The 14130-nt window shown below is 72.2% G+C and carries 11 protein-coding genes; 3 read left to right on the forward strand and 8 right to left on the reverse strand.

Features of this window, described 5'->3' with window-relative positions; translation table 11 throughout:
• Window position 1: 1 nt before the first annotated feature.
• Both folP and ACFC1F_RS01140 read right to left on the reverse strand, forming a co-directional pair.
• Window positions 2-907, reverse strand: a complete 906-nt coding sequence (gene folP / locus ACFC1F_RS01135; RefSeq protein ID WP_376154796.1) for a dihydropteroate synthase — start codon at window positions 905-907, stop codon at window positions 2-4.
• A gap of 86 nt (window positions 908-993) precedes the next feature.
• The gene (locus ACFC1F_RS01140; RefSeq protein ID WP_376154798.1) at window positions 994-2829 is read right to left on the reverse strand and encodes a phosphatidylglycerol lysyltransferase domain-containing protein; all 1836 of its coding nucleotides are present in this window, start codon (window positions 2827-2829) and stop codon (window positions 994-996) included.
• A 376-nt stretch (window positions 2830-3205) separates the two neighbouring features.
• On the opposite strand from ACFC1F_RS01140, the gene ACFC1F_RS01145 reads away from it, so the two are divergent.
• Window positions 3206-4366 (forward strand): esterase family protein, encoded by a 1161-nt coding sequence (locus ACFC1F_RS01145; RefSeq protein WP_209417094.1) that lies wholly within the window; start codon window positions 3206-3208, stop codon window positions 4364-4366.
• Between the two features lie 130 nt (window positions 4367-4496).
• Window positions 4497-5285, forward strand: a complete 789-nt coding sequence (locus tag ACFC1F_RS01150; RefSeq protein ID WP_376154800.1) for a ferritin-like domain-containing protein — start codon at window positions 4497-4499, stop codon at window positions 5283-5285.
• A 21-nt stretch (window positions 5286-5306) separates the two neighbouring features.
• Here the strand turns inward: ACFC1F_RS01150 and folE are convergent, their stop codons facing one another.
• The 6 genes from folE to dacB all read right to left on the reverse strand — a co-directional run bounded on the left by folE (window position 5307) and on the right by dacB (window position 13320).
• Entirely contained in the window at window positions 5307-5912 is a 606-nt protein-coding gene (gene folE / locus ACFC1F_RS01155) for a GTP cyclohydrolase I FolE (RefSeq protein WP_376154802.1), read from the reverse strand.
• 110 nt (window positions 5913-6022) lie between these two features.
• Window positions 6023-8074 carry an ATP-dependent zinc metalloprotease FtsH gene (gene ftsH / locus ACFC1F_RS01160; protein WP_376154803.1) on the reverse strand — a complete coding sequence of 684 codons (2052 nt, stop codon included), beginning with the start codon at window positions 8072-8074 and terminating at the stop codon, window positions 6023-6025.
• A gap of 238 nt (window positions 8075-8312) precedes the next feature.
• Complete coding sequence (gene hpt, locus ACFC1F_RS01165; RefSeq protein WP_045692298.1) at window positions 8313-8867, reverse strand: hypoxanthine phosphoribosyltransferase; 555 nt, start codon at window positions 8865-8867, stop codon at window positions 8313-8315.
• A 71-nt stretch (window positions 8868-8938) separates the two neighbouring features.
• Window positions 8939-10066: a tRNA lysidine(34) synthetase TilS gene (tilS, locus tag ACFC1F_RS01170; RefSeq protein ID WP_209417090.1), complete on the reverse strand. Its 1128-nt coding sequence runs from the start codon at window positions 10064-10066 to the stop codon at window positions 8939-8941.
• Window positions 10067-10364: 298 nt separating this feature from the next.
• Window positions 10365-11543 carry a zinc-dependent metalloprotease gene (locus tag ACFC1F_RS01175; protein WP_209417089.1) on the reverse strand — a complete coding sequence of 393 codons (1179 nt, stop codon included), beginning with the start codon at window positions 11541-11543 and terminating at the stop codon, window positions 10365-10367.
• Between the two features lie 133 nt (window positions 11544-11676).
• Window positions 11677-13320 (reverse strand): D-alanyl-D-alanine carboxypeptidase/D-alanyl-D-alanine-endopeptidase, encoded by a 1644-nt coding sequence (dacB, locus tag ACFC1F_RS01180; protein WP_376154805.1) that lies wholly within the window; start codon window positions 13318-13320, stop codon window positions 11677-11679.
• A 76-nt stretch (window positions 13321-13396) separates the two neighbouring features.
• On the opposite strand from dacB, the gene ACFC1F_RS01185 reads away from it, so the two are divergent.
• Entirely contained in the window at window positions 13397-13888 is a 492-nt protein-coding gene (locus tag ACFC1F_RS01185) for an inorganic diphosphatase (RefSeq protein ID WP_148643392.1), read from the forward strand.
• The last annotated feature ends 242 nt before the right edge of the window (window positions 13889-14130 follow it).

Consider the following 14130-nt stretch of genomic DNA (forward strand, 5'->3'; position numbering starts at 1 on the left):
TTCACCCGCCCTCGTTGCCCGTCGTCGGGCAGGAGGGGCCCGCCCCTGACGCCCGCTGCCAGGCCGCGACCACCCGGACGGCGTCCGCCGTGCCGGACACGTCGTGCACCCGCACCGCCCAGGCACCGGCCCGGGCCGACAGTACCGACACCGCGGCGGTCGCGTCGTCGCGCTCCCGGGCCGGGCGCAGCTCCCCGGTTTCCGGGTCGGCGAGCAGCGTACCCAGGAACCGCTTGCGCGATGCGGCCACGAGGACGGGACGGCCGAGCGCGGTGAGCGCGTCGAGCCGGCCGAGCAGCGCCCAGTTGTGCTCGGCGGTCTTGGCGAAGCCCAGGCCCGGGTCCAGGACCAGCTGCTCCTCCTTGACACCGGCCGCCAGCAGCGCGTCCACCCGGGCGGTCAGCTCGCCGACCACGTCGGTGACCACGTCGCCGTAGACCGCCAGCCGGTCCATGTCGGCGGACTGCCCGCGCCAGTGCATCACCACGAACGGGATGCCCGTCTCGGCCACCACCCGGGCCATCGCGGGGTCGGCCAGGCCGCCGGAGACGTCGTTGACGATCCGGGCGCCGGCCGCCACGGCCTGCTCGGCGACGGAGGCGCGCATGGTGTCGACGGAGACCACCACCCCGGCGTCGGCCAGTTCGCGGACCACCGGCAGCACCCGGCCGAGCTCCTCCTCCTCGGGCACCCGCGCCGAGCCGGGGCGGGTGGACTCTCCGCCGACGTCGACCAGGTCGGCGCCGCGGGCGCGCAGCGCGAGACCGTGCGCGATGGCGCGGGCGGGGTCGTGCCACATCCCGCCGTCCGAGAAGGAGTCGGGGGTCACGTTGACCACGCCCATCACGGCACAGCGGTCGAGCCGCGGCAGTCCGGCCGGCAGGGAGAAAGGCAGCGAATTGCTCATACTCCCCATTATCGAACCGGCCCTTGACGAACCGGGCCCCCACCGGGTGTTTCCCGGTGGGGGCCCGGTCAGGTCCGGGGCGCGGCTCAGGCGGCCTCGGTGACCTCCGGGCGCGGCGCCGGCATCAGGCCCTGCCGCTGCGGCTTGCGGCCGAAGCGCGGCATCCCGAGCGTGATGAAGGCCTCGGCCTGCATGGCGGCGAAGCCGATCCGGGGCAGGTCGCGGGTGTTCGGGAAGACCAGGAAGCGCGGCTCCCACTCGGGCTGGAACTTGGCGTTGAACTTGTACAGCGACTCGATCTGGAACCAGCGCGAGAGGAAGACCAGCAGCCCGCGCCAGGCCCGCAGGACCGGACCGGCGCCGATCCGCTCACCGCGCGCCAGCGCCGAGCGGAACATCGCGAAGTTGAGCGAGACCCGCCGGATGCCCATGGCCGGCACGGCCTGGAGCGCGGCCACGATCAGCAGCTCGTTCAGGCCCGGGTCGGCGGCGCGGTCGCGGCGCATCAGCTCCAGCGAGATGCCGTCCGGCCCCCACGGCACGAAGTGCAGCACGGCCTTCAGGTCGTCGCCGGCCTCGCCCTCCTCCGGCGCCTTGTGGGCGGTGACCACCACGCAGGCGTCGTCGCCCGGGTCGCCGAAGCGGCCCAGCGCCATCGAGAAGCCGCGCTCGGTGTCGGTGCCGCGCCAGCGCGCGGCGGCCTCGGCGATCCGGTACTTCTCCTCCGGGCTGAGGTCGGCGACCTTGCGCACCTGGCAGGAGTAGCCGTTGCGCTCGATCCGCTTGACCATCTGCCGGACGTTGCGCATGGCGCGGCCGGAGAGCGAGAAGGTGCCGGTGTCGACGATCGCCTCGTCGCCCAGCTCCAGCGCGTCCAGCCCCGCCTCGCGGGTCCAGACCTCGCCGCCGACCTCGCTGCAGCCCATCACGGCCGGCACCCAGGCGTGCTCGCGGGCCTCGGCCATGAAGACCTTGATCGCGCCCGGCCAGGCCTCGACGTCGCCGACCGGGTCGCCGGAGGCGAGCATCACACCGGAGACGACCCGGTACGAGATCGCCGCCTTGCCGGTGGGCGAGAACAGCACGCTCTTGTCGCGGCGCAGCGCGAAGTAGCCCAGCGAGTCCCGCTCGCCGTGCCGGTCGAGCAGCGCGCGGACCTTCTCCTCGTCCTCGGCCGTCAGCTCCGGCTTGGGCTTCTCCGGGCGCAGCGCCAGGTACGCGGTGGTGAAGGCGGTGATCAGGCCCATCCCGCCGAGCAGGTAGGCGACCAGGTCGGAGACCTTGTCCGAGGTGTAGCCGACCGGACCCTCGAAGCCGAACAGCCCGTACCCGACGTGCTCCAGGCGGTGGAACAGGCTCGGGTGGCCGATCTCGTACTTGGCGCGGGCGGAGACGATCAGCAGGCCGAGCAGCACGCTGATGGTGCCCATCACGACCAGGTTGGCCACGGCCCGCCAGCGGGTGCGCGGGTCGGCCTTGGCGTAGAACTCGCCCCGGTGCACCAGCATCACCGCCAGCAGCACCAGCGAGACGACCGCCGGGCCGATCTGGTGCCAGCGCAGGATGTGCAGCGCCGCGCCGACCGGCAGCAGCACGCAGACGGCGCGCCAGGCCCGCCGCTTGCGGCGGCGCAGGGCGTGGGCGAGCAGCACCAGCAGCAGGCCGATCATCAGCGTGCCGGCCGCGGCCAGGGTGGTGGTGCCGCCCGGCAGCTGCCCGGCGAAGGTGTGCACCTTGGTGTGCCGGAGCTTGGGGAACACCGCGCTCGCGATGTCCACCAGTCCGATCAGCAGACAGGCGTAGCCGACCGCACCGGGGAGCCAGGCCCTCGGGACGGCGGCCGCTTGGGTACGAAGCGTCTGCAGGCCGCGACGGCGGGGCGGCTGCTCGGGGCTCGGCTCAACGGACACGGGAACGCTCATGGAAGCTCAGCGTAGAGGCTGCGGAGCGCAGTCCTGTCACTCCGGGGGAGGAGTTGTGATGGACCTTCATGCCTTTTCCTTCATCGGGCAATGCGCATACCAAACATCCGGAAACGGAAGGTAAACCGGTGTTCGGCAGGGCGCTGCGATTGAGCCGAGGGGTGGGTGCCGGGGCCCTGCGCCGCGTGGCGCGACGGGCCCCCGCATACGCGGTACGTACGGTGGACGCCGCATTCTAGGGCGCCGGTTGCGCGGGATCACCCCCGGCCTCCCGGCCCGACCCGACGTCCGGACAGCCCAGCCGCGATGGCCGGATCTGACGGACCACCAGACGATGAAGCGTGCCCCGACAGTGTTCCAGCGGAAGGCCGACGGCATGGAACTGACCAGCGACGCGCTGGTGAACTCGCTGCTCGCGCTCGGCGCGGCGGCCCTGCTCGCCACACTCTGGCTCTGGCCCCGGCTGGCCCGCCAGCGCCCCCTGCCGGTGATCGGCCGGATCGGGCTGATGACGGTCACTCAGGTGTCGGTGCTGGCCGTGATGGCGCTGTCGGTCAACAACTCCTTCGGCTTCTACACCTCCTGGGACGACCTGCTCAACCCCGGCGGCGCCAAGCTGGCACTCACCAGCAACGAGAACCACCACGGCGGCGCCCCGGCCTCCGACGAGCTGATCCAGCCCAGCAACGAGGGCGGCATGGAGACCGTCACCGACCTGCCCAAGGGCCCGCCGGAGGAGGTCGGCAAGATCGAGTCGGTCCGGGTCTCCGGCAAGGAGACCGGCCTGTCGGACCAGATGTTCGTCTACCTCCCCCCGGAGTACTTCGACCCGAAGCTCGCCATGGTCCGCTTCCCGGTGCTGCTGGCCATCTCCGGCTTCCCCGGCACCAGCCTGAACCTGATGAAGGACCTCCCCGTCCCGCAGACCGCCTGGGAGCTGCGCAAGGCCGGCAAGATGGCGCCCGCGATCATCGTGATGGCCCGCCCGACCGTCGCCCCGCCCCGCAACACCGAGTGCGTGGACGTCCCCGGCGGCGCGCGCACCGAGTCCTGGTTCGCCAAGGACGTGCCCGACGCCCTGCGCGCCACCTACCGGGTCAGCCGCTCCGCCTCGTCCTGGGGCGTGCTCGGCTTCTCCACCGGCGGCAGCTGCGCGATGCGGCTGGCGATGCGCTACCCGGAGGTCTTCGCCAGCGGGGTGGGCATGCACGGCGACTTCAAGGTCGCCGAGGACCAGTTCACCGGCGGCAGCCTCTTCGGCGGCGACAAGGGGCTGGCCGACCAGAGCGACCTCAACTGGCGGCTGCAGAACCTCCCGGCGCCGAACCTCTCGCTGATGGTGATGAACAGCCGCAAGGAGGGCGGCTTCGCGGAGACGCAGAAGTTCGTCGAGCTGGCCCGGCGGGTGTCGGAGACCAACCCCCAGTTCAAGGTCGAGTCGCTCTTCCTGGACGACGGGGGTCACAACTTCGAGAGCTGGACCCGTGAGCTGCCCGCCGCGCTGGAGTGGATGAGCGCCCGGCTCGCCTGGAACTGACGGCCCGGTGCCACGCCGCCGGGCGGGTGATTACCCGCCGGTCCGGCGGGCCGGGCGGCACCGCGCGGGAACGTATCGCGACCGCCCGGCCGACCGGCCCGGGGCGGCCCGGATCCGAGCAGGAGGCCCCATGCTCAGCACCCGATCACTCTTCGACGAGATCTACCGCAACGACGAGGCCTACCAACTCTTCTGCAGCATCGCGGCCGGTGGCGAGGACCAGGGCGGCTGGGAGAACGAGCGGATCACCTCACTCACCCGGGACCCGGTCCTCGCCCCCAAGATCGCCCGGCACGGTGCCGACGAGCGCAAGCACGGCCGGATCTTCACCCAGCTGCTGAACAAGCGCGGCCTGCCCAAGGTGGACGTCCCCGCCGAGGCCGACTACTGCATGCTGCTGGAGCGCCAGGGCGTCGGCCTCTCGCACGAGCGGCTCAACAGCGACGTGCCGCTGGCCGAGCGCGAGATCATCACCTACCTGGCGCACAGCCGGGTGACCGAGCAGCGCGCGGCCGAGCAGATGCGCCAGCTGGTCAAGGTGTACGGCGACAACCCCGACCTCGGCCGGGCGATGCGGATGATCTCCGCCGACGAGGACAACCACCTCGCCTACTGCCACGAGGAGCTGCTCCGGTTCACCGCCGAGGGCCACGGCCCGTACATCCGGCACACCCTGGAGACCTGTGCGCGCGGCGAGATCCGCACCCACCGGGACGTCGGCCTGGCGGTGACCGCCCGGATGGCGCGGATCCTCCGGTGGCCGCGCTGGCAGCGGGCCGTGGTCACGGCCGGCGTCCACGCGCTCTACCTCTACGACCTCGCGTTCGGCTGGCGGCGGATGGTCAGGCTCCGGATGCCCGAGCGCCGCAACGCCCTGGGCACCCCGGCCCCGCCGCACGCCGAGCACGAGACGCTCTGACCGCCCGCCGCAGCGCCCGCACTATCGCCCGATGATGAGGCTCATCGCCTCGGCGCGGGTGGCCGGGTCACGGAGCTGGCCGCGCACGCAGGAGGTGATGGTCTTGGCCCCGGGCTTGCGGATGCCGCGCATCGACATGCACATGTGCTCGCACTCGACCACGACGATCGCCCCGCGCGGTTCGAGGATCCGCATCAGCGCGTCGGCGACCTGGCTGGTGAGCCGCTCCTGCACCTGCGGGCGGCGGGCGTAGACGTCGACCAGCCGGGCGAGCTTGGAGAGACCGGTGATCTTGCCGCTGGCCGACGGGATGTACCCGACGTGCGCCACGCCCCGGAACGGCACCAGGTGGTGCTCGCAGACGGACGTCAGCTCGATGTCCTTGACCAGCACCATCTCGTCGTGGCCGAGGTCGAAGGTGGTGGTCAGGACGTCCTCCGGCTCCTGCCAGAGGCCCGCGAATATCTCCTTGTAGGCCCGGGCCACCCGGGCCGGCGTCTCCATCAGCCCCTCGCGGTCCGGATCCTCCCCCACGGCGAGCAGCAGCTCGCGGACGGCGTTCTCGGCCCGCTTCTGGTCGAAGGTCCCGACGGCGGGCGGACCGTCGAGCGTCACCGGGTCGATCATGCGGGCCTCGCTAACTAGTGGAGATGACTTGACTGAACAGCACGGATGCCGCGCCTCCAGGGTACAAACCCCGGTGACGCGGCATCCATTCCGTTCTTCCAGGCGCCGGATCAGCCCTCCGTCGGCGGCTCCGCCGGCAGCGGCGGGAGCTTCACCACGTCGACCGGGGCGGTCTCGGTGGCGGCGGCGCCGTTGGTGAGCGCCAGCTCCTTCGGCGACTGCACCGGCGGCCGGGTGGACGGCGTCCGACGGGACGAGCCCGTCCAGGCCGGCCGGGCCGGGCGCTTGACGATGGTCGAGAAGATCTCGGCGATCTGTTCCTTGTTGAGGGTCTCCTTCTCCAGGAGCTCCAGGACCAGGTTGTCGAGCACGTCGCGGTTCTCGACCAGGATCTCCCAGGCCTCGTTGTGCGCGTTCTCGATGAGCTTCTTGACCTCTTCGTCGACCAGCCCGGCGACCTCTTCCGAGTAGTCGCGCTGGTGGCCCATCTCACGACCGAGGAACGGCTCCGAGTTGTCCGAGCCGAACTTGATCGCGCCGAGGCGCTCGGTCATGCCGTACTGGGTCACCATGGCCCGCGCGGTGGCGGTGGCCTTCTCGATGTCGTTCGAGGCGCCGGTGGTCGGGTCGTGGAAGACCAGCTCCTCCGCCGCGCGCCCGCCCAGCATGTAGGCCAGCTGGTCGAGCATCTCGTTGCGGGTGGTGGAGTACTTGTCCTCGTCCGGCAGCACCATGGTGTAGCCGAGGGCCCGGCCGCGGGACAGGATGGTGATCTTGTGCACCGGGTCGCTGTTGGGGCACGCCGCCGCCACCAGGGCGTGGCCGCCCTCGTGGTACGCGGTGATCTTCTTCTCCTTCTCGGACATGATCCGGGTCCGCTTCTGCGGGCCGGCCACGACGCGGTCGATCGCCTCGTCCAGCGTGACGTTGTCGACCAGCTTCTTGTCCGAGCGGGCGGTCAGCAGCGCGGCCTCGTTGAGGACGTTCGCCAGGTCCGCACCGGTGAAGCCGGGGGTGCGCTTGGCGACGGCCGAGAGGTCGACGTCCGGCGCGACCGGCTTGCCCTTCTGGTGCACCTTGAGGATGTCCAGCCGGCCCTGGAGGTCGGGGCGCTCGACCGCGATCTGGCGGTCGAAGCGGCCCGGGCGCAGCAGCGCCGGGTCCAGGATGTCGGGGCGGTTGGTCGCGGCGATCAGGATCACGCCGCCCTTGACGTCGAAGCCGTCCATCTCGACCAGCAGCTGGTTGAGGGTCTGCTCGCGCTCGTCGTGGCCGCCGCCGAGGCCCGCACCGCGGTGCCGGCCGACGGCGTCGATCTCGTCGACGAAGACGATCGCCGGGGCGTTCGCCTTGGCCTGCTCGAAGAGGTCGCGGACGCGGCTGGCGCCGACACCCACGAACATCTCGACGAAGTCCGATCCGGAGATCGAGTAGAACGGCACCCCGGCCTCGCCCGCGACGGCTCGCGCCAGCAGGGTCTTGCCGGTACCGGGCGGGCCGTACAGCAGCACGCCCTTGGGGATCTTGGCGCCGACGGCCTGGAACTTGGCCGGCTCCTGCAGGAACTCCTTGATCTCGTGGAGCTCCTCGACCGCCTCGTCCGCACCCGCGACGTCCGCGAAGGTGGTCTTCGGGGTGTCCTTGGTGAGCAGCTTGGCCTTGGACTTGCCGAACTGCATGACGCGCGAGCCGCCGCCCTGCATCTGGTTCATCAGGAACAGGAAGACCAGAACGATGATCACGATGGGCAGCATCGACAGCAGCAGGCTGACGAAGGTGCTCTGCTTCTCCGGGCTGATGGTGTAGCCCTCGGAGAGCGTGCTCTGGTCGTTGTCGTTGATCTGGGCCTGGAGCTTGTCGGCGATCGCGACACCCTGGTCGCCGATGTACGAGGCCTGGAACTTGCTGCCGGACGGGGTCTTGCCCGTACCGGCGTCGGACAGCTTGGCGCCGTCCTTCAGCTGGATCTTGATCGTGTTCGAGTCACCGGTGGTGATCTGCGCCGACTTGACCTGCTTGGCATCGATCGCTGCGACGACCTGCCCGGTGTCCACCGTCTTGTAGCCGTTCGAGTCAGAAACGACCTGCATCAGCACGATGACGGCGAGGACGGCCAGCACGATCCACATGATCGGCGCACGGAAGTATCGCTTGACGTCCATCCATGCGGGGCGTTGCCGCCCCGTCCCTCCTGCCACTCGACGGCGCCGCGTGGCCGTGGGCCGCCGGCGCATCTGGTCTCTGCTCATGTGAAGAGCGGTTTTATTGGACCGTACCGCAGTCCGACCCACCCGTGGCGGGAGCACAGCGACACGACGTACTTCTCTTTCCCCCCGATCCAACGGGCGGGAACGGCGTACTGTTCCCGCCCGTAGCCCGAACGGGGCCCGGAACCGTTTCTCAGCCGCCGTAGACGTGCGGGGCGAGGGTGCCGATGAAGGGGAGGTTGCGGAGCTTCTCCGCGTAGTCCAGGCCGTAGCCGACCACGAACTCGTTGGGGATGTCGAAGCCGACGTACTTGACGTCGATCTCGACCTTGGCCGCGTCCGGCTTGCGCAGCAGGGTGCAGACCTCCAGCGAGGCCGGGCCGCGCGAGCCCAGGTTCCCGAGCAGCCAGGACAGGGTCAGACCGGAGTCGATGATGTCCTCGACGATCAGGACGTCCCGGCCGGCGATGTCGGTGTCGAGGTCCTTGAGGATCCGCACCACGCCGGAGGACTTGGTGCCCATCCCGTACGAGGAGACCGCCATCCAGTCCATGGTGACCTGCGAGTGCAGGGCGCGGGCGAGGTCCGCCATGACCATCACGGCACCCTTGAGGACGCCGACGATCAGCAGGTCCTTGCCTGCGTAGTCCCGGTCGATGCGCTCGGCCAGCTCCTGGAGCTTGGCGTCGATCTCGTCCTTGCTGATGAGCACCTTCGCGAGGTCAGCGCCCATGTCGTTCTGGTCCACCGGGGATACGTCCTCAAACGTTCGGGGTCTGTATGGCCGGCGGCCCGGCGCCCCGGGGGCATGCCTGCCCGTCAGTCGCCCTGCCGCCGAAAGACCAGCGTGCCACACCTGCGGGTGGCTTCGACGCCCCCGGGTAGGTGCAGCGGCCCCTGGCCCCGCCATCCGGTGACCAGCAGGTCGATCGTTTCGAGGTGGCGCGCGAAGAGGTCCCCGGCCGGGCAGCCCGCCCGCAGCGCGGCCCGGCGCAGCACCCGGCGGCGCACCGCGGGCGGCAGTTCGGCCAGCTTGGCCGCGTCCAGGGTGCCCTCTCCCGTCCGGAGGTCGCGCTCGGCCAGTGCCGCCCACTGGTCCAGCGCGTCGGCGTCGTCCCGGAACAGCCGGGCGGTGCGGGCTAGCGCCTCGACCACTCCGCCGCCGAGGTGCTTCTCCAGCACCGGCAGCACCTCGTGCCGCACCCGGGAGCGGGTGTACGCGGGGTCGCAGTTGTGCGGGTCGTCCCAGACCGGGATCGCCTGGGCGGAGCAGGCCTGCCGGGTGGCGGCCCGGTCCAGCTCCAGCAGCGGGCGGCGGTAGCGGCCCTTCTGGGCCGGCATCCCGGCCAGCGAGCGGGATCCGGAGCCGCGGGCCAGGCCCAGCAGCACCGTCTCCGCCTGGTCGTCGCGGGTGTGGCCGAGCAGGACGGCGACCGCACCGAGGCGCTCGGCGGCCTCGTCCAGGGCCGCGTAGCGGGCGTCCCGGGCGGCGGCCTCGGGACCGCCGGCGCGGCCGACCTGGACCGGGACCGCCTCGACCGGGTCGAGCCCGAGCGTGCGCAGCCGCTCGGCGACCTGGGCGGCGCGGTCGGCGGAGCCGGCCTGGAGGCCGTGGTCGACGGTGACGGCACCGACCCGCAGGCCGATCTTGGGAGCCTCGAAGGCGGCCGCGATGGCCAGCGCCATGGAGTCCGCGCCCCCGCTGACGGCCACCAGGACCAGCGGCGAGCCGGGCGCGGCCGGGGTCCGCGGCAGCCCCGAGGGGTGCCGGTGGGCGTTGCCGATCAGGGTCGTCCCGACGGTCGCGCCGACCAGCGGCGCCCCGCTCGGGCGCTCGCGGGGCTCGCGCACGGGCGCGGTGAAGGTGGTGCCGGCCTCGGCGGCGAGGTCGGTGAGCGTGCGGCGTACGGCCAGGCGTATCGCGGCGACAGCGGGGTGTGGGCCCACGGCGGACGGCTCCTTGGCGGAGGGGGGACAGGACGGCGGTGGGCGCGGCGGGGGCCGCGCATCTGTGAGCACCGTGTTACCGGGCGCTCACAGATGGTGGCAGAAAGGAGGCACCCGCTACGCCACCCGCGCCACCGGTACGACCACCGTCCCACGTTCGGGTGAATGGAGAAACGTATCTTCACCCGCCATCTGCACGACTGGACCACTCGTACGAACGGGTTTGACCGCCGCCGACCGCCTTCGGGCCGAGGACCGCACCTGGTCCCCGGCCGACGCGGTCCCCGAGCCGGGCGCGCTACCGCGCGACGCGGGCCACCCAGGCCCCCGGGTCGTGGATCTCGTCCTTGGTCGGCAGGGTGTTCGGCGACGTCCAGACCCGGTTGAAGCCCTCCATGCCGACCTGGTCCACCACCCCGCGCACGAAGACCGCGCCGTCCTGGTACTGGCGGAGCTTGGCGTCCATGCCGAGCAGCCGGCGCAGCACCAGGTCCAGCCGGTTGGCTCCGCGGTCCCGGCGCTGCTGGAACTTCTCCCGGATCTCCGCGACGCTCGGCACCACCGCCGGACCGACGCCGTCCATCACCACGTCCGCGTGGCCCTCCAGCAGCGACATCACGGCCGTCAGCCGGCCCAGGATCTCGCGCTGGGCGGGCGACTGGACGATCTCCAGCAGGCCTGCGGAGGCCTGCCCGGCCTCCCCGCGGCCGCCGAGGCCGGGCAGGCCGCCGAGCGAGCCGGCCGCGTCCCGCAGCCGGTCCAGAAGCGCGCCCGGGTCGACGTCCGTCTCGGACAGGAAGGACTGCACCTCGGACTGGATGTGGTCGCGCAGCCACGGCACCGCGGTGAACTGGGTGCGGTGGGTCTCCTCGTGCAGGCAGACCCAGAGCCGGAAGTCGGCCGGGTCGACGTCCAGTTCCCGCTCGACGTGCACGATGTTCGGCGCCACCAGCAGCAGCCGGCCCGGGCCGGGACCGTCGGGGCCCAGCCGGGGCTTGTCGAACAGCGCGGCCGGGCTGTCCGGCGCCTCCAGCGAGGGCTCGGCCGGGGCGAAGGTCTCGTACTGGCCGAGCACCTTGGTGGACAGGAAGGCCAGCAGCGCGCCGACCTCGATCCCGGTGGCCTTCTCCCCCACCGAGCCGAGGACGCCGGCCGCGGCACTGCTCGCCCGGCGCGCCTGGAGCTTCTCCACCAACGGCTGGACGATGGTGCGGAAGCCCGCCACGTTGGCCCGCACCCAGCCGGGGCGGTCCACGATCAGCACCGGGGTCGCCGCGGCCTCGGCGAGGCTGCTGGAGCGCATGCCGGTGAACGCCCGGACGTGTTCCTCCGCCTCCAGGGCGTGCCGCCGCAACTCGGCCACCACGGCCGCCGCCTCCGCGCGGCTCACCTCCGGTCCGGGCCGCACCAGCCTGGTCGCGGTTGCGACCGCGAGATTCCAGTCGACCATGTCAGCACCGCCGCTCGCGCTCGTCATGCCCTCACCGTACGTGCTCCCGCCCACCGGGGGGAGCCACAGGTCCCGACGGTCTGCCCGGCGACCCGGACGAGGACCGCGCGGACGGCGCCCGTCCGCGCGGGATCGCGCCCGTGGGCCTCCTGTCGGTCCGTCAGTGGCAGCCGCAGGCGGCGAGGCGGGCGACGATGCGGTCCATGGCGGCGCGCGCGGTGTCGACGGGTGCGCCGGTCCTGGTCATCACGGCGAAGGCCAGCAGCCGGCCCTCGGCGTCCACCACCGTGCCGGCCAGGGTGTTCACGCCGCTGAGGCTGCCGGTCTTGGCGCGGACCAGGCCGGCCGCCTCGGCCGCGCCGGAGCCGGAGCCGAAGCGCTTGCCGAGGGTGCCGGTGAAGCCGGCGATCGGCAGGCCGGTGAGCACCGGGCGCAGGGCCGGGTGCTGGTCCGACGCGGCCAGCGCGAGCAGTTGGACCAGGACGGTCGGCGGGATCGCGTTGCCCTGGTGCAACCCGCTGCCGTCGTTGAGGACCACGCCCGCCGTCGGCACACCGAGCCGGCCGAGCTCCTGGGTGACCGCGGTGGCGGCGCCCTCGAAACTGGCCGGCTGGTGGGCGGCGAGCGCGGCCTGACGGGCGATCGCCTCGGCGAGGGTGTTGTCGGAGGTGGTCAGCATCCGCTCGACCAGCCGGTCGACGGTCGGCGAGTCCACCCGGCCGAGGACGGGCGCGCCGGCGGCGGCCGGGGCGGCGGCCGCCTTGGCCTTCCCCTCGACGGTGATTCCCTGGGCCTTCAGCAGGTTGGCGAAGGCCTCGGCGGCCGACCCCGCGGGGTCGGCGACGCGGGCGGGCGCGTCCTCCCGGCTCTTCGGGTCGGCCTTGCCCTCGTCCACCATCAGCGGGGTGACCAGGGCGATGTTGGCCGCGTCGTGGTACTTGTGCTGCGGATTGCCGGAGTACATCGAGAGGTCGTAGTCGAGCTTGACCGCGGTGGTGCCGGCGGCCTTCAGCGCGGCGGCGGTCTGCCGGGCCAGCGCGTCCAGCGAGGCGGGGGCGGTGTCGGCGTCCGCGGGCAGGCCGGCGATCTGCACCTGGTCGGCGGGCAGCGCGGTGAGGGTCGGGTCGCCACCACCCACGAGGGTGATCCCGCCGGGGTCGGCGCTCTTGACGACCCGGGTGGTGAGCCGGGTGTCGCCCGGGATCAGCGAGAGCGCCGCGATCGAGGTCGCCAGCTTGGTGGTGGAGGCGGGCGTGGCGGGGGTGTTCTCCCCCGAGCCGTAGAGGAGCCGGCCGTCGGCGGCGTCCGCGACGGCGAGGCTGACGGTGCCGAGGTTCTTGTCGCCGAGCGCGGCGGCGAGCGCCTGCTGGAGGCCCTGGGTGGTGGGCAGTCCCGCGGCCGGGCCGGTCTCGGCGGAGGCCAGCACGGCGCCGGCGGCGGGGGCCGGACGGCCGGCGGACGGCGAGGCGGCGGCGGCCGTCCCGGTGCCGCCCGGGTGGGGCGTCTCGGTGGCGCCGGTGCGCCCCTTGCCCTTGCCGTTGCTGCCGTTGTTGCCGTTGTTGCCGGGGCCCTTGTCGCCGTTGCTGCCCTTGTCGCCGTTGCCCTTGTCGCCCTTCTCGCCGTGCTTGCCGTCCCGGTCCTCGCCCTCCCCCTGGCCGGTGGTCTGCCCGCCCGACGACGGTGACGGCGACGCGTACGCGCCACCGCCCGAGGACAGGACCGTCCCGGCGACCAGGAGCACCGCCCCGAACAGCCCCGCCGCCGTCCCTCTTCGGCGGTGCCCCGCCCCGACCCCTGCGCCCACCGACCGGCCCCTTTCCTGAGCACTCACTCCCGTAGGAGACACTTGGATTCTGTCAGTCCCTACCTTGGAGGAACCGTTGGAGTTCGACGTCCTTATCGAAATCCCTAAGGGCTCGCGCAACAAGTACGAGGTCGACCACGAGACCGGTCGTCTTCGCCTTGACCGCATGCTGTTCACCTCGACCCGCTACCCGGCCGACTACGGCTACGTCGAGGGCACCCTCGCGGACGACGGCGACCCGCTGGACGCCCTGGTCATCCTGGAGGAGCCGACCTTCCCGGGCTGCCTGATCAAGTGCCGCGTCATCGGCATGTTCAAGATGACGGACGAGGCCGGCGGCGACGACAAGCTGCTCTGCGTCCCGGCGACGGACCCGCGCTGGGAGCACCTGCAGGACATCCACCACGTGTCGGAGTTCGACCGCCTGGAGATCCAGCACTTCTTCGAGGTCTACAAGGACCTGGAGCCGGGCAAGTCGGTCGAGGGCGCCAACTGGGTCGGCCGCGCCGAGGCCGAGGCCGAGGTCACCGCGTCGATCAAGCGACTGGCGGAGCAGGGCGGTCACTGAGCCGTCGTGCCCATCTCGTTCGCCCGAGGCAGTTCGAGGTAGGTCGAGGCAGTCGGAGGCCGGGGTGTGCGGAATCGTCCGCGGACCCCGGCCTTCGCCGTGTCCGCGGACGGGCGGAGCGGACGGGCGGAGCGGACGGGCGGAGCGGACGGGCACGCAACGGCACCGCAGCGGCACAGCAAGCTCAGGTACTCGGCCCGCCCATCAGGCGATGGCTCGAACCGGTGCAGGACGTCCACCGC

Source organism: Kitasatospora sp. NPDC056181 (genome assembly GCF_042266225.1).
GTDB lineage: Bacteria > Actinomycetota > Actinomycetes > Streptomycetales > Streptomycetaceae > Kitasatospora.

Bases quoted from the DNA above. Each gene is read 5' to 3' on its own strand.
- folP (WP_376154796.1), bottom strand. From the start codon at position 907: ATGAGCAATTCGCTGCCTTTCTCCCTGCCGGCCGGACTGCCGCGGCTC.
- ACFC1F_RS01140 (WP_376154798.1), bottom strand. From the start codon at position 2,829: ATGAGCGTTCCCGTGTCCGTTGAGCCGAGCCCCGAGCAGCCGCCCCGC.
- ACFC1F_RS01145 (WP_209417094.1), top strand. From the start codon at position 3,206: ATGGAACTGACCAGCGACGCGCTGGTGAACTCGCTGCTCGCGCTCGGC.
- ACFC1F_RS01150 (WP_376154800.1), top strand. From the start codon at position 4,497: ATGCTCAGCACCCGATCACTCTTCGACGAGATCTACCGCAACGACGAG.
- folE (WP_376154802.1), bottom strand. From the start codon at position 5,912: ATGATCGACCCGGTGACGCTCGACGGTCCGCCCGCCGTCGGGACCTTC.
- ftsH (WP_376154803.1), bottom strand. From the start codon at position 8,074: ATGGACGTCAAGCGATACTTCCGTGCGCCGATCATGTGGATCGTGCTG.
- ACFC1F_RS01175 (WP_209417089.1), bottom strand. From the start codon at position 11,543: ATGACGAGCGCGAGCGGCGGTGCTGACATGGTCGACTGGAATCTCGCG.